Raw genomic sequence first — 21,433 nt, 5'->3', positions numbered from 1 at the left:
GGTAGGCTCGCGAGTCTGACCGCATGTTCGCATCCGACCCGCACCTGCTGAGGAGTACCAAGGGATGACGTCCGGCAACAACGGGGCCAGCACGCCCGAGGACGACGACCCGTTCGGCTACCTCTACGCCGACGGCCAGGCCAACGGCGCCCAGCCGCCGTCCGGTGGTGGCTACGGCTACCCCAACTCGGTCAGCAGAGTGCGCGCGGTCGGCGAGCGCAAGTACGGACAGCAGCCGCAGCAGCAGACGGCGCAGTACGGGCAGCCGCCGGCGGTTCCGCAGCAGGGCGCGTACGGCCAGCCGAACGCGCACTACGCCGCGCCCGAGAACTTCGCCGGCGGCGGCCCCTCCACCGGCCGCCAGCCCGCGCAGAACGGCGGCGGCCGCGGCCGGGGCCCCAACACCAAGGGCCTGCTGATCGGCGCGGTCGCGGTGGTCGCCGCGGTCGTGATCGGCATCGCGGTGGCCATGGCGGGCGGCGACGACGACAAGAAGGGCGACGACCAGGCGGGCGGCGGAGCGTCGTCCTCCGCCCCGCAGAGCCCGTCGCCCAGCGCGTCCGCCTCCGGCGACGCGGAAAGCCCGGAACTGCCGGCGAGCGACGCGAAGGCGCTGAGCCTCGAAGGCGGCACCGTACTGGCCTCGGACGTCAAGGGCGCGAAGGCGGCCGGCGGCACCTACGTCGGCAACTTCAACCATGTCGGCGCGGCCGTCACCTGGAACGTCAGCGGGATCCCCGAAGACGGCAAGTACACCCTGAACGTCACCTACGGGGTGCCCGGCAAGGACGGGAACGCCACCCTCACGATCAACGGCACGCCCCAGAGCCGCCCTCTCAACATGACGAACTTCGCCCATGCTCCGGAGGGCGACTACGAGAAGGGCTGGACCAACACCTGGGGGAACATCACCCTCAACAAGGGCACGAACGTCATCAAGATCTCCTGTGAGCAGGGCAACTCCTGCGACGCCAACCTCGACCAGCTGTCGCTCGAGGCGGGCTGGAAGAACTGAGCACGTCGGCAGCGGACGGGTACGGCGTCCGAGCAGGGAGACGGCCCCCGCCTCGCGGCGTGTGGTCCGTCGGAGGCTGCCGACGGACCACATGACGGTTTCACACCAACCGATACGGCCGAATCCCGCGCACTGATCCGCCACCCGGCGCTTCCCGCCCGCCCGGTCGAGGGGCCCGGGTGTCGCCCGGGCCGGCCACCGTCCCGGTACGGGCGTGCGGTTCAGGCCAGTTGGGGATCCAGCACCCAAACCCCCTTGCGCATCACGCCCTTGAGCTCGAAGTCCTCGTCGAGCAGGACCAGATCGGCGTCCTTGCCGGGTTCCAGGGAACCGACGCTGTCGTCCACGCCCAGCAGACGGGCCGGGTTGGCGGACAGGGCCGCGACCACGTCCTCGACCGGGATGCGGTCGACGGTCACCGCCCGCCGGAAGGCGCGGTCCAGGGTGAGGGTGGAGCCGGCGATCGAGCCGCCCTCCACGAGGCGGGCCACGCCCTCGCTGACCTCGACCTCCAGCGGACCGAGCAGATAGCGGCCGTCGCCGATGCCGGCGGCGTCCATCGCGTCCGTGATGAACGCGACCCGGCTTGGGCCCGCGTGACGGAACGCCAGTTCCAGGGCGGCCGGATGCAGATGCGTGCCGTCGTTGATGAGCTCGACCGTGACCCGCTCGTCCTCCAGCAGGGCGGCGATCGGCCCCGGGGCGCGGTGCCCGAGGGGCGGCATCGCGTTGAAGAGGTGGGTCGCGACGGTGGCTCCGGCCTCGATGGCCTGAACCGTCTGCTCGTACGTCGCGTCCGTGTGCCCGACGGCGGCGATCACGCCCTGCTCGGCGAGCAGACGCACGGAGTCCAGGCCGCCGGGGAGTTCCGTCGCCAGCGTGAGCATCCTGGCCCGGCCGCGCGCCGCGTCGATCAGCTTGCGGACCTCGGCCGGGTCCGGGTCGCGCAGCAGCGCCTCGGAGTGCGCGCCCTTGCGGCAGGGCGAGATGAAGGGGCCCTCGAAGTGGATGCCGGCCAGGTCGCCCTGTTCGGCCAGCTCGCTCAGCAGGCCGGCCTGGCGGACGAGGACGTCCATGTCGTCGGTGACGGTCGAGGCGACGACGGTGGTCGAGCCGTGCAGGCGGTGGGTGTGGAGGGCCTTGAGGACGTCCTCGGCCGAGCCGGAGAAGGACGCTCCGCCGCCGCCGTGGTTGTGCAGGTCGACGAAGCCGGGGACCAGCCAGTGCCCGGACACGTCGACGAGGGCGCCCTGCGGGGCCCCGTGCGGAGCCTCGGGGGCGATCTTCGTGCCCTCGATCGTGACGCGGCCGTCGGCCACTGTCCCGGTGGGGAGCACCACCCGGGCGCCGGCGAGCACCTGCCTGCGTGCGCCGGTCGCGGGCAGCGGGTGCGTCGTGGCTGGTCGCGCAGTTCTCCGCGCCCCTAGGGGGGTGGCCATCAGGGGGTTACCTCCAAAGCGTCGGTCGTGTCGAGGAGTTCCCGGGCGAGCAGGCCCGCCCCCTGGCAGCCCGCGCTGTCGCCCAGGGCCGCGGGGACGATCTCCGGAAGCCTCTGGAAGGTCACCCGCCGGCGGACCGCCTCCCGCAGCGGTGTGAACAAGGTGTGCCCCGCCTCCGCGAGCCCGCCACCGATGACGAGCGTGCGCGGGTCCAGCAGGGTGACGGCGGTGACCAGGCCGTCGGCGAGGGCGTCCACGGCCCCTTGCCAGACCCGTACGGCGTCGGGGTCGCCGGCCGCCACGGCCTCGGCGCAGCGCGCGGCGTCCGCGTCCGGGGCCCCGCTCGCCGCCGCCCACGCCTCGCCGACCGCCGCCGCCGACGCGAACCGCTCCAGGCAGCCGTGCTGCCCGCACGGGCAGCGGGGCCCGCCGGGGCGTACGACGATGTGGCCGATCTCGCCCGCGAAGCCGTGCGCGCCGGCCTCCACCCGGCCGTCGACCCCTATCGCGCCGGCGATGCCGGTGCCCAGGGCCACGAACAGGAACCGGTCGGCGCCCCGGCCCGCGCCGATCAGGCCCTCGGCGAGGCCGCCGGTGCGCACGTCGTGGCCGAGGGCGACGGGAACCCCGAGGCGTTCGGCGAGCAGGGCGCGCAGCGGGAGGTCCCGCCAGCCCAGGTTGGCCGCGTAGACGGCGACGCCGTTCGCCTCGTCGACGATGCCGGGGACGACGACGCCGGCCGCCGCGGCGGGTTCGCCGAACCGTTCGACGCCGAGTTCGCGCAGGTCGGCGGCAAAGCCGAGGATGGCGGCGACCACGGCGTCGGGGCCGCTCTCGCGGCCGGTGGCCCGGCGGGCGCGGTGCAGCAGGGCGCCGTCCGCGCCGATGAGGGCGGCTTTCATCCCGGTGCCGCCCACGTCCAGGGCGATGACATGTCTCACGGGAACAGTGTGGCCCGAGGACCCACAAGAGGTCTAGTCCACTTGCGTGGTGTAGACCTTACTCCGGATAGCGGATCCATTGGTATGAGCAATCGGTCGGACAGGGATGGGGAGCGGTTCGGTGCAGCGGGCACGGAAGTCAGGGACGATCGCGGCGGCGTCCGCCCTCGGCGTGTCGGCGGTCCTCGCCGGCTGCGGACCGACCGGAGGCTCCGACGACGTCACCCTCAGACTCGTCGCCGCCGACTACGGCGACAGCGCCGCCAACAGCTCCAAGAAGTACTGGGACCAGGTCGTCGAGGCGTACGAGAAGGACCACCCGGGCGTCACCGTCGACGTCACCGTGTACTCCTGGAACGACGTCGACGCCAAGGTCAAAGCCATGGTCGACGCGGGCGACGCCCCCGACATGGCGCAGATCGGCGCGTACGCGGACTACGCGGCCGCCGACCGGCTCTACAAGGCCGGCGACGTGGTCTCCATCCCCGTCGAGGCCGACTTCGTGCCCCGGCTCGCCGACGCCGGCAAGGTGCGCGGCGTGCAGTACGGCATGCCGTTCGCCTCCTCCACGCGGCTGCTGTTCTACAACTGGACCCTCTTCGCCCAGGCCGGCATCACCCCGCCCACCACCTGGGACGAGCTCGCGAAGGACGCGAAGGCCCTCAAGGCCAGGGGCGTGAAGTACCCCTACGCGCTCCCTCTGGGGCCCGAGGAGGCGCAGGCCGAGAGCCTGCAGTGGCTGCTCAGCGGCGGGGGCGGCTACACGCAGACCGTCAGCAGCTACAGCCTCGACTCCGCCGAGAACGTCGCCACCTTCGACTGGCTGAAGGACGAACTGGTCGGCAAGGGTCTCACCGGGCCGGTCGCCCCCGGCAAGCTGAACCGGGCCGCCGCGTTCGCCGCCTTCACCGCCGGCGACGTGGGCATGCTCAACGGGCATCCCTCGCTGATGAAGGCGGCCGAGAGCAAGGGCGTGAAGTTCGGCATGGTGCCGATGCCCGGCCTCGACGGCCCGAGCAAGAGCTCCCTGGGCGTCGCCGACTGGATGACCGCCTTCAAGCAGAACGGGCACGGCGACCAGATCGGCGACTTCCTCGACTTCGTCTACAGCAAGAAGAACGTCCTCGCCTTCTCGCGCGAATACGACCTGCTGCCCGTCACCACCTCCGCCTCCCAGGTGATGGGCGCGGCCCCGCAGGACGCCGGCCTCCGGCCGTTCCTGGAGGAACTCCCGCTGTCCGAGAGCTACCCCGTCGGACGGACCTCCTGGGCGGGGGTCAGCGCGGAGATCAAGAAGCGCATCGGCGGGGCCGTGACCGCGAACGGCAGCCCGGCCGACGTGCTGGGCGCGCTGGAGACCACCGCCACGACGGCGGAGAGCGCCTCCGGCGAGTGAGCCGGATGTCGGTGCGGGGCGCTACCGTGCGGACATGGAGCGGCGAGCGGACACGGACGGGCTGGGGGCGCGGGAGCGGGGCGTCCTCGCCCTGGAACGGCGCGGCTTCGCCGGGGCCGGTGCGAAGGAACGGGCGATACGCGAGGAACTCGACCTGTCCCCGGTCCGCTACTACCAGCTCCTCAACGCCCTGCTCGACGACCCCCGGGCCTTGGCCCACGACCCGGTCACGGTGAACAGGCTGCGCAGGGTGCGCGAAGCGCGGCGGGCGGAGCGGTAGCCGGACCGCCCGTTGGCTATGGTCGCCGTATGGGCACCCAAGAGACGCACCACGGGACGCACTCCACGGCACCCGGATCCCCACCTGCTCCCGCTCCTCTCCCCGTTCCCGTCACCGCGGCGGGCCGCGCGGCGCTCGACGCGATCGTGACACGGCCGTCGGCCGCCCTGGTCGCCCTCGACTTCGACGGCACCCTCGCGCCGATCGTCGAGAACCCCGAGGACGCCCGGGCCCACCCCGGCGCCGTCCCCGCGCTCGCGGCCCTCGCGCCGAGGGTCGCCGCGGTCGCCGTCGTCACCGGGCGGCCCGCCGAGGTCGCCGTCCGGAACGGCGGCTTCGCCGGGGTCGAAGGGCTGGCGCACCTCGCCGTCCTCGGCCACTACGGCGCCGAACGCTGGGACGCCCGCACCGGCGCCCTGACCGCGCCCGCCCCCCATCCGGGAGTGGCCGCCGTCCGCGCCGAGCTCCCCGCCGTCCTGGCGGCGGCCGGCGACCGGCCGGGGATCTGGATCGAGGAGAAGGGCGGCCGCGCCGTCGCCGTGCACACCCGCCGCGCCGACGACCCCCAGGCCGCCTTCGACGCCCTTCGCGCCCCCCTCACCGACCTCGCGGCCCGGCACGGCCTGATCGTCGAGCCCGGCCGCATGGTCCTGGAACTGCGCCCGCCGGGCATGGACAAGGGTGTGGCCCTGCTGGAACACGTCCGCGAGACCGGCGCCGGCTCGGTCCTCTACGCCGGCGACGACCTCGGCGACCTGCCCGCCTTCGCCGCCGTGGAGAAGCTCCGCTCCGACGGCGTCCCCGGCCTGCTGGTGTGCAGCGGCAGCACCGAGGTCGGCGAACTGGCCGCCCGAGCCGACCTCGTCGTGCCCGGACCGGACGGAGTCGTGGAACTGCTGGCCTCGTTGGCGGCCAGAATGGCCGACTGAAGCCAGAATCCCCGGCGTTGGACCACCGGTTCCGGCTTCGCGTCCCCGAGCAACCGTCACGCAGAGTCGCCACTGTGCGCCGTGACATCACCCACATGGTCGACGTAGGGGTGAGGCAGTTGGAGCGCAGCCGGGACCGGCTCGAGCAGGGGGGAGAGCGGCCGGCGGAATGCGACGATCACGCGACCGGAGGACTTCTCCTGTTCTACAGCGCGGAGTGCGGCCTGAAGGCAGAGGTCATGCGTCAGCGGGGCCTGCGGGACACGTCGCAGCTCAGTGAAGAACTGCGCACCCATGACCTGCGGGCTCTGGCCCAGGAACTGAGGCTGTCTCCAGAGGCTCAGGACGCACTGAAAGGGTGCGCCCGGCCCAGGGTCAACGGCCGCGCGCTCCAGAAGGTCGAGTCCCACGCATTGCACGAGGCGTGGCGGTACGGTGCGGATCTGGAAGCGGACGATCAGAATCTCGCCCTGGGCGCGCTGCGTACCTTGATCTCGGAGTCGCGGAAGTGATGGACGGCGTGAACAGCGGAGTCGGAGCGCAACCAGAGCTTGGCGATCACGCCGGAGTCGTGCCCGGTCGTCTCTTCACCTGAGTGGACGTCGACGAACACCTTGCGTTTCTGGCGGCCGGCGGGCGCTGGCCCGCCTGGCTGCTCGAGGCGGACGCCTGGTGGGACCAACTGGTGTTGACGATCTCCCCGGGGACGACCGAAGACCAGGTCCGTGAGTGGCTGGACCATGCCTTGGGGCGAGGATCGGTGCGTGGCGCGGAGGGCGACCTGGTGCTGGCCCTGGACCGGCCGAGCGGGCTGGGCACGGAAGGTATCCCCGTCACCCTCCAACGGTCACAAGGACGGGTGGCGAAGCGGCGGGTTCCCCGGCTGGCGGAGCGCCGGACCACGGCCGAACTGGCCATGAGCCTTGCCCGGCCGCTCACGGACGGTTTCACCGGCGATGTCCAGCTGATCGCATTCCACTCCTTCAAGGGCGGAGTCGGCCGCACGGTGCATGCGGTCGCCCTTGCGGATCACCTGGCCCGGCTGGGGCGACGAGTCCTGCTGATCGACGCGGACCTCGAGGCGCCGGGCATCACCTGGATGCACCAGGCCCAGGGCGGGACCTGCGACATCGGTTATGAGGACGTGCTCGCGCTGTTGCACGGCACGACGGGCGGAGATCTCTCCTCCGTGGTCGACATCGTGCGCGACTGCCTGCCAGGCCAGTACGTCCTCGGCGCTACCGGCCCGGGGACACTCGCGATCTTGCCGGCCACGCGTCGCTCCCGGCTCGGGCCCCCGCGTATCGAGCCGGTCGACCTGCTCACTCCCGATCGGTCCGATTACTTCCTCACCGAGTCCCTGGCAGCGGTCGCGGCCGCGGCCGACTTCGACGTCGTGATCGTGGATCTGCGCGCCGGCGCATCGGAGCTGTCCGCGCCTGTGCTCCTGGATCCTCGCGTGCAGCGGGTGTTCGTCACCACCCTGAGCAGCCAGTCCCTGGACGGAACGGTCCGCATGATTCGGCAGCTGGGCGCCAAGGCCCCCGCGCTCCTGGGCCGGGACCCGGCCCCGGCCGCCGTGGTGACGCAGTACCGCATGGACGTTCACGACGCCGACGCCGAGGCGGCTCGGCACGTCCTGGCACAGGCCCTCGACGACGTGCTCGGCGTGACGGAGGGCGACGAGCATGAGCTCGAGTTCGAGCTGGACTCGCAGGCGGTGAAAGTCGCTCTCGTCAGCCCGTTCCGGGACGAGTTGATCGCGCTGCCACGCAGCTGGGACGACGTGGTCGACGTCGTACGCCGCTGCGGGCTGGGGGACAGGGTCGCCGAACTCGCGCCGCAGCCTCTGCCGGCCGAGGCGGTGGGTGACCAGGCGGATGTTCCCACGAGCGTCGAGGAGCGCAGAGGCGCTCTGCGCGAACGCGCGGCGTCGCTCGTCTTCGCCGAACGGACGGGTCTGGACGGCGCACTGGGCTTTCTGTCCACCGAACCGTTGCAGCGCCTGATCGGCGATCACCGTAGTTCACTGCCCGTCACCGTGGTCGTCGGGGCCAAGGGCGCGGGAAAGACCTTTACGTTCGCACGGATGTGCGCGGCCGGGACCTGGTCGGACTTTGCCCGCAAAGCCAGGATGCGGGTCATGGACGACGCGCTGGTCGTGCCGGTCCTTGATCCCGCCAACCTTGATCAGCAGCCCACCGGGGACGGGCGCACCGGGCCACAGGATCTGCGCGACCGTGCTGCCGCGGGAGGGCGGGGGGCCACACGCAGCCAGATCCTCAGGGTGCTCAACGATGCCCTGAGATCCGCCGACGGCAGCACGGACTCCTACGTCTGGCTGCGCTGCATGGCGATCGCGGGGGGCAGCGAGGCGGCCCCGGCTGACGACTTCGACGCGGAACGGGAACTCCTGGCACTCGGCGGACAGCGGAAACTGCTCTTCGTCTTCGACGGACTCGAGGACTTCCTTCAGGAACTCGAGGGCGAGGCGAAGCGCGTGGCGTTGCGCACCTTGCTGGTCGAGGTGCCCGACTGGCTGCGTTCGCTGCGCGGACGTCCGCTCGGCGTGGTCGTGTTCGTTCGGCGTGACCTTGCGACGTGGGCGATCCGGCAGAACCTCGGCCAGTTCCTGGATCGGTACGAGGCCTATGCGCTGAGGTGGGACGCCCAGGAGGCGCTCCGGCTCGCCCTGTGGGTGGCCGTGACCGCCCGGGCCGTGGCGAAACCCGACCGGGAGCTCATGGAACTCTCGTACGAGGACATCGCCCAGGCGCTCCGCCCGGTGTGGGGGGCCAAGCTCGGCTCGGACAGTTCGCACGAGGCATGGTCGGAACGCTGGGTGCCCGCAGCACTGGCCGATTTCAACAACCAGGTGCAGGCCCGGGACGTCGTGCGCTTCCTCCGGCAGGCCGCGGACCTCTCCGCGGGAGACGAACAGACGGACCGCCTGCTCGTCCCGATCGCCATGCGTGACGCCCTCGCCATGTGCAGTTCGGAGAAGGTCAAGGAAATCGGCCAGGAGAACAAACGGCTCGGCGAACTGCTGCGGGGGCTGGAACGGTATGCGCCAGAGGTGTTGATCCCCTTCAGCGCCGAGGACGTCGGACTGGACGCTCCCGGAATCGCCGCGCTCGTCGAAGCAGGCGCGCTGGCCAGGGACTCCGACGGCCGCTACCGGCTGCCGGAGATCTATCGGCACGCACTCGGGTTCAGGACGCAGGGGCGGGCCCGCGTCGTGCGCAGGTGAAGAGCGGTCCCGCAGCGGTCGTGGAACTGCTGCGGGTGCTTGCCGCTCAGTTGGGGTGAGGCTCGCGCAGGGCGTTCAGCTGGTCCAGGAACCAGCGGGCCGGGGGGAGGGCCGTCGCCGCCGCCGACAGGCGTCCGGTGCGCTCGGCCCGCTCCCGCGGGTCCATCGTCAGCCCCTCGTGCAGGGCGCGGGCGGTTTCCAGGACGTCGTAGGGGTTGACGACGATCGCGTCGTCGCGCAGCTCCCCGTATGCGCCGGCCTCCCGGGACAGGACCAGCGCGCAGCCCTCGTCGGAGACGACCGGCACCTCCTTGGCGACCAGGTTCATGCCGTCGCGGATCGGGTTGACCAGGGCCACGTCGGCCAGCCGGTAGGCGGCCAGCGAGCGGGCGAAGTCGTCCTTGAGGTTCAGCAGGACCGGCGTCCAGCCGGGCGTTCCGTAGGCGGAGTTGATCTCCTGCGTCAGGCGCTGCACGTCCGCCATGTAGTCCCGGTAGACGGCCAGGTCCTGGCGCGAGGGATAGGCGAAGGCCACGTGGACCACCCGCTCGCGCCACTCCGGGTGGTCGTCGAGGAGCTGCCGGTAGGCGAGCAGGCCGCGCACGATGTTCTTGGACAGCTCGGTGCGGTCGACGCGGACGATCGTCCTGCGGGCGCCGCCGTCGGGAGCGGCGCCGATCTCCTCGCGCAGGGCCGCCATGCGCTCGTCGACGTCCGGCCGGTGCGAGCGCTCCAGCAGGAACTCCCCGTCCGCGCCCAGGCCGTGCACGCCCACCCGTGTCTTGCCCGTGCCCCCGGCGAACTCGGTGCAGCACGCGCTGAACGCGTCCGCCCAGCGGCGGGTGAGGAAGCCCAGGCGGTCCGCGCCGAGCATGCCGGTCAGCAGCTGTGCGCGGATGTCGTCGGGCAGCAGGCCGAAGTAGTCCACCGGCGCCCAGGGCGTGTGCGAGAAATGGCCGATGCGCAGGTCGGGGCGGAGTTCGCGGAGCATCCCGGGGACCAGACACAGGTGGTAGTCCTGGACGAGGACCGCAGCTCCCTGCGCCGCCTCCTGTGCCAGCGCCTGCGCGAACGCCCGGTTGTACGTCTCGTAGGCCGCCCACTGCCGGCGGAACTCCGCGTCGAAGACCGGCTCCAGCGGCGTCTGGTACAGCATGTGGTGGACGAACCACAGCACCGAGTTGGCGATGCCGTTGTAGGCGTCGGCGTGCACGTCTGCCGGGACGGGCAGCATCCGCACGCCTTCCTCGCCGACGCCGCGCGCGACCGCCTCCCGGTCGCCGTCGGTGAGCGCCGAGCACACCCAGAGGGCGCCCGCGTCGGGGCCGATGGCCGAGAGACCGGACACCAGCCCGCCGCCACCGCGTTTCGCGTGCAGCGAGCCGTCCTCGCCCACCTCGTAGGAGACCGGGCCGCGGTTGGACGCGACCAGCACCTGAGCAGTACCCGGGGCAGCCGTTTCGTGCGTGGTAGACATAGCCCTCAACCTAGCCCGGCCTCCAGACGCCCAAACGTGCGCACCGGGCCCGCCCCGTGCCATTCGGTCACCTGCGGCGCGGGGCCGCGACGCGCCCCGGACGGTCAGGCCGCCCTGCGGGTGGCGTACTCCGTTATCTCCGTCATCGGCGGGCGTTCCTCGGTGTCCACGGAGTAGGTGCGCGGCTCGAAGCCGTCCGTGCCCCGCTCGAACTGGGTGAGGGCCGGGCGGACCAGGTGGCCGCGGGCGAGGCGGAGCTGCGCGGTGCGGTAGATGGCCGCCGCCATCCGGCCCAGCGCCTGGCCGTCCTGGTGGCGGTGCTTGCGCACGCCGACGTCGACCTGGGCGAGGGCGTCCAGGCCCGCCAGGTGCAGGGCGTCGACCAGCATGCCGAGCTCCACGCCGTAGCCGACGGGGAAGGGCAGCTGTTCCAGCAGGGCGCGGCGGGCCGCGTACTCGCCGCCGAGCGGCTGCACGAACCCGGCCAGCTGCGGCCAGTGCATGTTGAGCAGCGGCCGGGCCATCAGCTCGGTCACCCGCCCGCCCTGGCCCGCGGCGCCCCGCAGAGGACGGTCGTACATGGCCTTGACGAGGTCCACGTCCGGGTCGGTGAGCAGCGGGCCGACGATTCCGGAGACGAAGTCGGAGGAGAACTCCCGCAGGTCGGCGTCGACGAAACAGACGATGTCCCCGGTGGTGACCAGCAGCGAGCGCCACAGGACCTCGCCCTTGCCGGGGACGGCTGGTATGCGCGGCAGGATGTCGTCCCGGTGGACGACCCGCGCGCCGGCGGCCGCGGCCGCCTCCGCCGTGCGGTCGGTAGATCCCGAGTCGACGACGACGATCTCGTCGACGAGGGGGGCCTGGTGCATGAGGTCATGACGGATGACGGCGACGATGTCGCCGACCGTCTCCTCCTCGTTCAGCGCGGGCAGGACGACGGACACCGTCTGGTTCGTGGCGCGCTTCGCGGCCAGGACGCGGTGCAGCGGGCGATCGGCCACCGACCAGGAGCGGGTGGCCAGCCAGCGCTCGACTTCTTCCAGCACAGTCCACGGCTCCTCACTGTCGTGATCACACCCGGTGCACGGCAGGTGACCGTGTGATCCATCTCGCGGTTCGGACGACTATCTCAACTGTCCTGGCCTTCGGTTACAGTCTTGAACAACGCGGATGACCATCGCATGTCCGAGGGCGTCCCCGTTCACAACTTCACACCGCTCATCCAGAGGGGCAGAGGGACACGGCCCGATGAAGCCCCGGCAACCCTCCAGCCGGTCTCGTGACGATCACCGATCCGTTCCGGTGCTCGCTCCGCGGGGCTCCCGGCTCGGGAAGGTGCCAAATCCGTCTCACGGCGAGATGCGCCGTGAGGAAGATGAGGAGAAAGGGCCTCGCCTCACATGGCTGCGCAGACTGTTGCAAGCACCACCGACTCTACGCCGACCTCTTCCGTGGACCTCGGTCCCGCCGCGGCGCTGAGCTGCCGCGAGTGCGGCCACCGCGTCCCCCTCGGCCCGGTCTTCGCGTGCGAGGAGTGTTTCGGCCCCCTCGAGATCGCGTACGACTTCTCCTCCTACGACGCGGAGGAGCTGCGCAAGCGCATCGAGGCGGGTCCGGCGAACATCTGGCGCTACGCGCCGCTCCTGCCCGTCCCGGCCGACGTGGCGGACAAGCCGAACATCAACCCCGGCTGGACCAAGCTCGTGCAGGCCGACAACCTCGCCCGCGAGCTCGGCGTCGACGCCGGCAAGCTGTTCGTCAAGGACGACTCCGGCAACCCGACGCACTCCTTCAAGGACCGCGTCGTCGCCCAGGCCATCGAGGCCGCCCGCGCCTTCGGCTTCACCACGCTCTCCTGCTCCTCCACGGGCAACCTGGCCGGAGCGGTGGGCGCCGCCGCGGCCCGCGCCGGCTTCCGCTCCTGCGTGTTCATCCCGCACGACCTGGAGCAGGGCAAGGTCGTCATGGCCGCGGTCTACGGCGGCGAGCTCGTCGGCATCGAGGGCAACTACGACGACGTCAACCGGTTCTGCTCGGAGCTCATCGGCGACCCGGCGGGCGAGGGCTGGGGCTTCGTCAACGTCAACCTGCGGCCGTACTACGCCGAGGGCTCCAAGACGCTGGCGTACGAGATCTGCGAGCAGCTCGGCTGGCGGCTCCCCGACCAGCTGGTGGTGCCGATCGCCTCCGGCTCCCAGCTCACGAAGATCGACAAGGGGCTGCAGGAGCTGATCAGGCTCGGGCTCGTCGAGGACAGGCCGTACAAGATCTTCGGCGCGCAGGCGGAAGGGTGCTCCCCGGTGTCCGTCGCCTACAAGGCCGGGCACGACGTGGTCCGCCCCCAGAAGCCCAACACCATCGCCAAGTCGCTGGCCATCGGCAACCCGGCGGACGGCCCGTACGTCCTCGACATCGCCCGGCGCACCGGCGGCGCGGTGGAGGACGTGAACGACGAGCAGGTCGTCGACGCGATCAGGCTGCTGGCGCGGACCGAGGGCATCTTCGCGGAGACCGCCGGCGGGGTGACGGTGGGGGTGACCCGCAAGCTGATCGAGAACGGCCTTCTCGACCCGACGCTCACCACCGTCGTGCTGAACACCGGCGACGGCCTGAAGACGCTGGACGCGGTGGCCGACACCGGTCTGAGCGCGACCATCCGCCCGACCCTGGAGTCGTTCCGGGACGCCGGTCTCGGCTGAGGGATCCGCTGCCCGTCCGGCCGCGACGGCTGGTCGCGTCCACGCGGCGGCAGCTGCACGAAACAGACAGACCCGCGCCCCTCGGGGGCGCTCCGCCTGACCGGAGGTCGAAAGCCATGAGCGTCACCGTCCGCATCCCCACCATCCTCCGCACCTACACGGGCGGCGCTGCCGAGGTGAAGGCCGAGGGGGCGACCCTCGGGGAGGTCATCTCCGATCTGGAGAAGAACCACACCGGCATCGCCGCGCGCGTCCTGGACGACCAGGGCAAGCTGCGCCGGTTCGTCAACGTGTACGTGAACGACGACGACGTCCGCTTCGAGCAGGGTCTCGAGACGGCGACGCCGGACGGCGCCGGCGTCTCGATCATCCCCGCCGTGGCCGGTGGCTGACCGCTGTTCAGTACCCACCGGTAGTAACCGTCGGTAACAGTGATTACCGAGTGTTCATCGAATTGCCCTCTCCGCGATAGAAGCGGAGGGGGCAATTCAGTGTGGTTGAGCGCGGTACAGTTGGGGAACCGGGTCCCGATCACCGGTTCCGGCGCCTTTTCTTTCCGCCTCCGGCCCGACAAGAAGCAGCCAAAGTGTGCGCCTCTTTCGTGGCGTTTGCGGCCTTTGCGGGGCCCGACTTGCCCTCAATTCAGGCGAATTCTCGCCACATTCCGGATCCCGTGCGTCCGGAATTCTCGTCCGACTGACCTGTTGCAGACGGCAGTTGGACAGATACATTCAGCCGCGGTCGACGCGTTCCGGCGCACGCCCCCAAGCCAACCGGGGGGTGAGGTCTGACCCGGATCCGCGAAGTGCGGGTCCGTGTAAGGGCCAGTAATAGGGGAGTTAGGCATGGCTCAGGGCACCGTCAAATGGTTCAACGCGGAGAAGGGGTACGGCTTCATCGCGGTCGACGGTGGTGCGGATGTTTTCGTCCACTACAGCGCGATCCAGATGGACGGCTACCGCACCCTGGAAGAGGGTCAGCGGGTCGATTTCGAGATCTCGCAGGGTCAGAAGGGGCCGCAGGCGGACATGGTCCGGCTCGCGACCGGCTGAAGCACGCGCCGACTGAAAGCGTCGTTCTTCTGTTCGTATGACGAAGGGCTCGCACCTCCTCGGGGTGCGAGCCCTTCGGTCTGCCCGGGACCGTCCTGCCCGGGATCGTCCCGTCCGGGGCCGGCCTGCCCCGGCCGCCGCCGTGCGGGCGGCCCGTGAGCGCCGCCACCTGGGTCGGGAGGGTGCGTGAGTGCCGGCGCCTGCGGGGGAGAGCGCGCGAGCATGCCCGTGCGAGTGGCCGCGCAGGCGTCCGTGCGGGCGTCCGTGCGGGTGTCCGGAACGACGCCGGTCTCGGGGAGGCGCTTGCACTCTCATGGGTCGAGTGCTAATCATTGGCGTTAGCACTCTGCAGGTGAGAGTGACAACGAGGACCGGGTCGGTGAGGCCCGCAGGCCAAGTGGGGCAAGGAACCACGAGGCCGGCGAGCCGTCCGTCGCGGGCGCCAGCGCGGTCCGGAGCAATCCACCCCAGTCCGGGAGGACCACTTCACATGGCCAAGATCATCGCGTTCGACGAGGAGGCACGGCGCGGCCTCGAGCGCGGCATGAACCAGCTCGCGGACGCCGTGAAGGTGACGCTCGGCCCCAAGGGCCGCAACGTCGTCCTCGAGAAGAAGTGGGGCGCCCCCACGATCACCAACGATGGTGTCTCCATCGCCAAGGAGATCGAGCTCGAGGACCCGTACGAGAAGATCGGCGCCGAGCTGGTCAAGGAAGTCGCGAAGAAGACGGACGACGTTGCCGGTGACGGCACGACGACCGCGACCGTCCTGGCCCAGGCCCTGGTCAAGGAAGGCCTGCGCAACGTAGCCGCCGGCGCCAACCCGATGGCCCTCAAGCGTGGCATCGAGAAGGCCGTCGAGGCCGTCTCCGGCGCCCTGCTCGAGCAGGCCAAGGATGTCGAGACCAAGGAGCAGATCGCTTCCACGGCCTCCATCTCCGCCGCCGACACCCAGATCGGCGAGCTCATCGCCGAGGCGATGGACAAGGTCGGCAAGGAAGGCGTCATCACGGTCGAGGAGTCCCAGACCTTCGGTCTGGAGCTCGAGCTCACCGAGGGCATGCGCTTCGACAAGGGCTACATCTCGGCGTACTTCGCCACCGACATGGAGCGTATGGAGGCCGTCCTCGACGACCCGTACATCCTGATCGCGAACTCCAAGATCGCGAACGTCAAGGACCTGCTCCCGCTCCTGGAGAAGGTCATGCAGTCGGGCAAGCCGCTGCTGATCATCGCCGAGGACGTCGAGGGCGAGGCCCTGTCGACCCTGGTCGTCAACAAGATCCGCGGCACCTTCAAGTCCGTCGCGGTCAAGGCCCCGGGCTTCGGCGACCGCCGCAAGGCGATGCTGAACGACATCGCCATCCTCACCGGCGGCGAGGTCATCTCCGAGGAGGTCGGTCTCAAGCTCGAGAACACCTCCCTGGACCTGCTGGGCAAGGCGCGCAAGGTCGTCATCACCAAGGACGAGACGACCATCGTCGACGGCTCCGGCTCCTCGGACCAGGTCGCGGGCCGGGTCAACCAGATCCGCGCCGAGATCGAGAACAGCGACTCGGACTACGACCGCGAGAAGCTGCAGGAGCGCCTGGCGAAGCTCGCCGGCGGTGTCGCGGTCATCAAGGCCGGCGCCGCCACCGAGGTGGAGCTCAAGGAGCGCAAGCACCGCATCGAGGACGCCGTCCGCAACGCGAAGGCCGCCGTCGAGGAGGGCATCGTCGCCGGTGGTGGCGTGGCTCTCATCCAGGCGTCCGCCGTCTTCGAGAAGCTGGAGCTCGAGGGTGACGAGGCGACCGGCGCCAACGCCGTGCGCATCGCGCTCGAGGCCCCGCTCAAGCAGATCGCCGTCAACGGTGGTCTCGAGGGTGGCGTCGTCGTGGAGAAGGTCCGCAACCTCCAGGTCGGCCACGGCCTGAACGCCGCGACCGGCGAGTACGTCGACATGATCGCCGAAGGCATCATCGACCCGGCGAAGGTCACGCGCTCTGCCCTGCAGAACGCCGCGTCCATCGCCGCGCTGTTCCTCACCACCGAGGCCGTCATCGCCGACAAGCCGGAGAAGGCCGCCGCGCCGGCCGGCGGCGGCATGCCGGGCGGTGACATGGACTTCTGATCGGCCTCACGGTTGATCGTCTGTCCTGCAGACCGAGGGCGGTGCTTCCCGGAAACGGGGGGCACCGCCCTTCGGCCGTTCTGCCGTCGGTCGCGCGGCACGGCCCCCAGGTTCTGGCCCGGACATCAGCCGCAAAGCAGGCGGGAGGTGCGCGAAGGGGCTTCTGGTGCGCGGGAGCCGGTCGGCGCGGTGCGCTTGCGCCAACCCGGATCGGCCCTCGGATGCGGGGGGCATGGGGGCGTGGGGGAGGCGTCTGCGGAGGAGGTGCTGCGGGAGCGGGTGCGCGCGGTGAACCGTGACACCCGGCTCGGGAGGCGGGCCTGCGTCAGAGCGCGGTGTAGTGGGAGCCGACCGCGGGCTGGCCCGTGTAGTTGGGGCCCGCTGCCGGGTCGGCGCCGAGGTAGCGGAACGGGAGGCTCACCGCTCGGCGGCCCCGGAGGGTGAGCCGGTGGTGGCGGGAGCTGTACGCGAAGCCTGACGCCCGCAGCGCCGACACCGCCGCCTTCGCGGCCGTCGCCCCGTCGGCGCGGCGTATCGAATCCGGGTCGAAGTGCGCGGCCAGCAGGCCGTCCTCGGTCAGCCAGGACGCGGCGCGGGCGAGCAGGCCGAGCTGGTCGCCGACGTAGTGCAGACCGTGGACGCAGGTGATGAGGTCGTACGTCCGGATCGGCGTCCAGGAGGACACGGAGGCGGTGATCTCCTCCGGAGCGGGCTGGACCGGACGGGGAACGAGCGGGCCCACCAGGTCGACCGCGGTCAGGACCGCCCCGGCGGGCAGAGATGCCGCGGCCTCGCGCAGGGCGCGGCCCTCGCCGCTGCACAGGTCCAGCCAGGCGGGGGCGGGACGGCCGGCGAGGTGCGCCAGGAGGTCGATGCCCAGCTCACGGGCGTAGCTGTTCACTCCGGTGAGGCCGCGCTCGCGGTTCATCGTGTTGTTGGCGACCACGGAGGAACGTTCCAGGTCGGGCGAGGAGAGCAGCGGGGGCTTGGGCATGGCGTCATTCTCGCTGCCCGGGTCCGGGCCCCGGGTCCGGGCCCCGGGTCCGGGGCCGGGCGGGGTGGCCGGGATCACAGGGGTGGTCTCCTCGGGCTCGGAATGGGGTGGGGGCCCGGGGAGTTCCAGGGAAGAGGCACTCAATGCATGTGCACATACCAGTTGGTTCACCGTCTCGTCCCGAGGAGCCCCCACATGAGCGTCACCCCGCCCGCCCCCTCCCGCGCTGCCGAGATCCTGTCCCGGCCGGTCTCCATCAACGGACTGACCGTCCCGAACCGCATCGCCATGGCGCCCATGACGCGCATGTTCTCGCCGGACGGCATTCCCGGCGAGGACGTCGTGTCGTACTACGGCCGCCGGGCCGCCGCCGGTGTGGGGCTCATCGTCACCGAGGGCACGTACGTCGGGCACGAGTCCGCCGGGCAGAGCGACCGGGTGCCGCGGTTCCACGGTGAGGAGCAGCTCGCCGGCTGGGCGAAGGTCGCCGACGCGGTGCACGCGGGTGGCGGGACGATCGTGCCGCAGCTGTGGCACATCGGGATGGTGCGCAAGCAGGGCGAGCCGCCGTTCGCGGACGCGCCCGCCGTCGGGCCGTCCGGCATCCGGGTGGACGGCACCGAGGGCGCCGGCAAGGCGATGACCCAGCGCGACCTGGACGACGTCATCGGCGCGTTCGCCGAGGCCGCGGCCGCCGCCGAGCGCATCGGCTTCGACGGCGTCGAGCTCCACGGCGCCCACGGCTACCTGATCGACCAGTTCCTGTGGGCCGGCACCAACCGCCGCACCGACGCCTACGGCGGCGACCCGGTGGCCCGCGCCACGTTCGCCGCCGAGATCGTCGCGGCCGTCCGGGAGACCGTCTCGGCCGAGTTCCCGGTCATCTTCCGCTACTCGCAGTGGAAGCAGGAGGCGTACGACGCCCGGCTCGCCGAGACCCCGGAGGAGCTGGAGGCGATCCTCGCGCCGCTCGCCACCGCCGGCGTCGACGCGTTCCACGCCTCCACCCGCCGCTACTGGCTGCCGGAGTTCGAGGGCTCCGACCTCAACCTGGCGGGCTGGACCAAGAAGCTCACCGGGAAGCCCGCCATCACCGTGGGCTCGGTCGGCCTCGAAGGCGACTTCATCAAGGGCTTCATGGGCGAGGGCTCCCCGGTCAAGGGCATCGACGACCTCCTGGACCGCCTCGAGCGCGACGAGTTCGACATGGTGGCCGTCGGGCGGGCGCTCCTCCAGGACCCGCAGTGGGCGGCCAAGGTCCTCGCGGGCCGTCTCGACGAGCTGAAGCCCTACGACGCGGCCGCGCTGAAGACCCTCAGCTAGGGCGTGTTTCGAAAGTAGCGTCGTCCGCCCGGAGGGCGGGCCCGGCGGCGTCTGGTGCGTGCGATCGCAAGGCGGAGGGTCGCCCCGATACTGGACGTATCGGGGTGATCCCGACAACGCGGCTGGGGGCGCCCCCTCCGGGGGAGTGCGTGCCAGGCGTCGCAGGGCAGACGGGACTTTCGAAACACGCCCTATTGCCGCAGCAGGCAATGTTCGCCCCGTCACGGCGTCTGGCACGCACTCTCGCCGCACCGGGCGAAAGCCCGAGTACGTCCAGTACGAGTGCTTCCGCCCGGCACGCCGACAGCACGCACCAGACGCCGCTCCTTCTCGGGCGAACATTGCCTGCCGCGGCACTAGGGTCCGTCCTCGCACGGGCCTCGCCCGGCGCGGGAACGAGGCGAGGTTGACCGCTGCTTCGCAGGAAGCGGCGGTCTTCTCGTATCCGGTGGCGATCCCGCTGAGCCCTCGAGCCGGTGGAGGCAGCGCTTGTCATGTCGGGCTAGTGCTCTGACCACATTGGTTCGCCGGGTTGGTGGTCGGGGCGGTTGGATGTTGCGTGACGTCCGATGCGAGTGCTGGGGGTGCGGTGGCTGAGCCTGTCCGCGTGCGCAGGTTGACCGACCAGGAGGGGCAGAAACTGCAGCAGATCGTGCGCCGGGGCAGCACCAGTTCGGTCCGCTTCCGACGCGCGATGATGCTGCTGGCGTCGGCCGGCGGGAACCGGGTCCCGGTGATCGCCCAGCTGGTGCAGGCCGACGAGGACACCGTCCGGGATGTGATCCACCGGTTCAACGAGATCGGCCTGGCCTGTCTGGACCCTCGGTGGGCGGGAGGCCGTCCCCGCCTGCTCAGTCCTGACGACGAGGACTTCGTCGTTCAGACGGCCACCACCCGCCCGACCAAGCTCGGCCAGCCCTTCACTCGCTGGTCCATCCGCAAACTGCTGGCCCACCTGCGGAAAGTCCATGGGCGGGTCATCCGCATCGGCCGCGAGGCGTTACGCCGTCTGCTCGCCCGCCGCGGCATCACCTTCCAGCGCACCAAGACGTGGAAGGAGTCCCCGGACCCCGACCGCGAGGCAAAGCTGGACCGGATCGAGGAGGTCCTGGACCGCTTCCCGGACCGGGTCTTCGCGATCGACGAGTTCGGCCCCCTCGGCATCCGCCCCACCGGCGGTGCGGGCTGGGCCCCGGCCAGTCACCCCGAGCGGCACCCGGCGACCTACCACCGCACGCATGGCGTCAGGTACTTCCACGGCTGCTATTCGGTCGGTGACGACACGCTCTGGGGCGTCAACCGCCGGAAGAAGGGCGCCGCGAACACGCTGGCCGCGCTCAGATCGGTCCGGGCTGCCCGACCGGACGGCGCCCCCATCTACGTCATCCTGGACAACCTGTCCGCCCACAAGGGCGAGACGATCCGCCGCTGGGCGAAGAAGAACCGTGTCGAGCTGTGCTTCACGCCGACCTACGCGTCCTGGGCCAACCCAATCGAGGCGCACTTCGGGCCGCTGCGGCAGTTCACTATCGCCAACTCCAACCACCGCAACCACACCGTGCAGACCCGCGCCCTGCACGCCTATCTGCGCTGGCGCAACGCGAATGCCCGTCACCCCGACGTGCTGGCAGCCCAGCGCCGCGAGCGCGCTCGCATCCGCAGTGAGAAGGGCATCCGTTGGGGCGGACGTCCCCTCGCCGATGCCGCTTGACCAGCCCGGCGACCTTGCCCGGCCGGGTCCTAGCAGTAGCCGTTCACCCTGGCGCCGGCTGGAGCGAGGTTGGGCCAGGGATGTCCTGCTCTGTCGGAGGCAGCAGACCGTAGGAGGTCAAGAATCGTGCACCCCGGGTAGCCCCGAAAACTCGCGTAGGTGCCGCGGTAGTAGCAGCTCCAGTAGCTCACAACCCGCCGTTGAGTGCGCGCGAAGAAGGCAGGGTTGTCCACGAGGAACTGCCCGTAAGCGAGGTGGCCGCAGGTGCCGGGCGTGGCGAGATCACGGAGCTCATCGCAGGTGACGACCAGGATCTCCAAGACGTACTCGCCAACCAGCTGCACCACGAAGGGGACGGCCCACGGGTCCGTGGAACCAACGACCTTCTCCAGGTGTCGCTGCCTGACCACCCCGTCGCAGTGCCTTGAGTACAGGCAGTGCAGAAGCTGCTGTTGGCGCGACGAAAGCGACGCCACCCTGTCAGTTGACGGCTCGTCGTTATAGAGGCGCCCGGGGATCAAAACCTGCTGGCCCTCTACAACGACCGAGAACGAGGCATGCGGCTGGAGCCGAGAATCAGGCATCACCGCCAGGACTGCCTCGGCATCGCTTGCAAGCTCGGCTGGGAACGCCGTGATCAACAGATTGCTGCGGTCGGAAAGCGGCTGCACGAGCCGAGCATAGGCGGATGCCTCGCCAGGTAGCTGGCATTAATGAGCACTGTGCATCGTGAAATTGCTGGTCACGGGCCTGGTGTGCGTAGGGTTCGGGATGCTCGTGCTGGTGGCGGGCGGATGACTTCGGCGAAGAT

18 protein-coding genes and 1 riboswitch are annotated in these 21,433 nt (G+C 70.9%); of the genes, 12 read left to right on the top strand and 6 right to left on the bottom strand.

What is annotated here, in order from left to right; all coding sequences use genetic code 11:
- Nucleotides 1–64: 64 nt before the first annotated feature.
- Complete coding sequence (locus IE239_RS26175) at nt 65–1,015, top strand: CBM35 domain-containing protein (protein ID WP_190151858.1); 951 nt, start codon at nt 65–67, stop codon at nt 1,013–1,015.
- 221 nt (nt 1,016–1,236) lie between these two features.
- On the opposite strand, the gene nagA is transcribed toward IE239_RS26175, so the two are convergent.
- Both nagA and IE239_RS26165 read right to left on the bottom strand, forming a co-directional pair.
- Nucleotides 1,237–2,373: an N-acetylglucosamine-6-phosphate deacetylase gene (nagA, locus tag IE239_RS26170; protein WP_491591159.1), complete on the bottom strand. Its 1,137-nt coding sequence runs from the start codon at nt 2,371–2,373 to the stop codon at nt 1,237–1,239.
- 80 nt (nt 2,374–2,453) lie between these two features.
- Nucleotides 2,454–3,395, bottom strand: coding sequence for an ROK family protein (locus IE239_RS26165; RefSeq protein ID WP_190151856.1), 942 nt, complete (start codon nt 3,393–3,395; stop codon nt 2,454–2,456).
- Nucleotides 3,396–3,501: 106 nt separating this feature from the next.
- Between IE239_RS26165 and IE239_RS26160 the strand changes: the two genes are divergently transcribed.
- The 5 genes from IE239_RS26160 (at nt 3,502) to IE239_RS26140 (ending at nt 9,250) form a co-directional block, all read left to right on the top strand.
- Nucleotides 3,502–4,791 (top strand): ABC transporter substrate-binding protein, encoded by a 1,290-nt coding sequence (locus tag IE239_RS26160; protein ID WP_190151855.1) that lies wholly within the window; start codon nt 3,502–3,504, stop codon nt 4,789–4,791.
- 34 nt (nt 4,792–4,825) lie between these two features.
- Nucleotides 4,826–5,071 (top strand): DUF3263 domain-containing protein, encoded by a 246-nt coding sequence (locus IE239_RS26155; RefSeq protein ID WP_190151854.1) that lies wholly within the window; start codon nt 4,826–4,828, stop codon nt 5,069–5,071.
- Nucleotides 5,072–5,100: 29 nt separating this feature from the next.
- On the top strand, nt 5,101–6,000 hold the full coding sequence (otsB, locus tag IE239_RS26150; protein WP_190151853.1) for a trehalose-phosphatase: 900 nt from the start codon (nt 5,101–5,103) through the stop codon (nt 5,998–6,000).
- 74 nt (nt 6,001–6,074) lie between these two features.
- Nucleotides 6,075–6,512 carry a hypothetical protein gene (locus tag IE239_RS26145; protein ID WP_190151852.1) on the top strand — a complete coding sequence of 146 codons (438 nt, stop codon included), beginning with the start codon at nt 6,075–6,077 and terminating at the stop codon, nt 6,510–6,512.
- An 83-nt stretch (nt 6,513–6,595) separates the two neighbouring features.
- Nucleotides 6,596–9,250, top strand: a complete 2,655-nt coding sequence (locus IE239_RS26140; protein ID WP_308435422.1) for a KGGVGR-motif variant AAA ATPase — start codon at nt 6,596–6,598, stop codon at nt 9,248–9,250.
- 46 nt (nt 9,251–9,296) lie between these two features.
- Here IE239_RS26140 and IE239_RS26135 read toward each other — a convergent pair whose 3' ends face one another.
- Entirely contained in the window at nt 9,297–10,727 is a 1,431-nt protein-coding gene (locus tag IE239_RS26135) for an alpha,alpha-trehalose-phosphate synthase (UDP-forming) (protein WP_190151851.1), read from the bottom strand.
- A gap of 104 nt (nt 10,728–10,831) precedes the next feature.
- Complete coding sequence (locus IE239_RS26130; RefSeq protein WP_190151850.1) at nt 10,832–11,776, bottom strand: glucosyl-3-phosphoglycerate synthase; 945 nt, start codon at nt 11,774–11,776, stop codon at nt 10,832–10,834.
- 169 nt (nt 11,777–11,945) lie between these two features.
- Nucleotides 11,946–12,112: riboswitch (SAM riboswitch) on the top strand.
- A gap of 18 nt (nt 12,113–12,130) precedes the next feature.
- Between IE239_RS26130 and thrC the strand changes: the two genes are divergently transcribed.
- The 4 genes from thrC (at nt 12,131) to groL (ending at nt 16,594) form a co-directional block, all read left to right on the top strand.
- Nucleotides 12,131–13,429 carry a threonine synthase gene (gene thrC / locus IE239_RS26125; protein ID WP_190151849.1) on the top strand — a complete coding sequence of 433 codons (1,299 nt, stop codon included), beginning with the start codon at nt 12,131–12,133 and terminating at the stop codon, nt 13,427–13,429.
- Nucleotides 13,430–13,545: 116 nt separating this feature from the next.
- Complete coding sequence (locus IE239_RS26120) at nt 13,546–13,821, top strand: MoaD/ThiS family protein (RefSeq protein WP_190151848.1); 276 nt, start codon at nt 13,546–13,548, stop codon at nt 13,819–13,821.
- 453 nt (nt 13,822–14,274) lie between these two features.
- Complete coding sequence (locus tag IE239_RS26115; RefSeq protein WP_007493268.1) at nt 14,275–14,481, top strand: cold-shock protein; 207 nt, start codon at nt 14,275–14,277, stop codon at nt 14,479–14,481.
- Between the two features lie 490 nt (nt 14,482–14,971).
- A complete protein-coding gene (groL, locus tag IE239_RS26110) occupies nt 14,972–16,594 on the top strand; it encodes a chaperonin GroEL (protein WP_079661499.1) in 1,623 nt (540 codons plus the stop codon).
- A 325-nt stretch (nt 16,595–16,919) separates the two neighbouring features.
- On the opposite strand, the gene IE239_RS26105 is transcribed toward groL, so the two are convergent.
- Nucleotides 16,920–17,588: a class I SAM-dependent methyltransferase gene (locus tag IE239_RS26105; RefSeq protein WP_190151847.1), complete on the bottom strand. Its 669-nt coding sequence runs from the start codon at nt 17,586–17,588 to the stop codon at nt 16,920–16,922.
- A gap of 195 nt (nt 17,589–17,783) precedes the next feature.
- On the opposite strand from IE239_RS26105, the gene IE239_RS26100 reads away from it, so the two are divergent.
- Both IE239_RS26100 and IE239_RS26095 read left to right on the top strand, forming a co-directional pair.
- Nucleotides 17,784–18,911, top strand: coding sequence for an NADH:flavin oxidoreductase (locus tag IE239_RS26100; RefSeq protein ID WP_190151846.1), 1,128 nt, complete (start codon nt 17,784–17,786; stop codon nt 18,909–18,911).
- 589 nt (nt 18,912–19,500) lie between these two features.
- Nucleotides 19,501–20,622: an IS630 family transposase gene (locus IE239_RS26095; protein WP_308435421.1), complete on the top strand. Its 1,122-nt coding sequence runs from the start codon at nt 19,501–19,503 to the stop codon at nt 20,620–20,622.
- A gap of 29 nt (nt 20,623–20,651) precedes the next feature.
- Here IE239_RS26095 and IE239_RS26090 read toward each other — a convergent pair whose 3' ends face one another.
- Nucleotides 20,652–21,293, bottom strand: coding sequence for a hypothetical protein (locus IE239_RS26090; RefSeq protein WP_190151844.1), 642 nt, complete (start codon nt 21,291–21,293; stop codon nt 20,652–20,654).
- Between the last annotated feature and the right edge of the window lie 140 nt (nt 21,294–21,433).

Origin of the sequence: Streptomyces humidus (assembly GCF_014649655.1) — a bacterium.
GTDB lineage: Bacteria > Actinomycetota > Actinomycetes > Streptomycetales > Streptomycetaceae > Streptomyces > Streptomyces humidus.
Note: the sequence above shows the minus strand (reverse complement) of the source record. Positions and strands in the feature narration are given on the sequence as shown.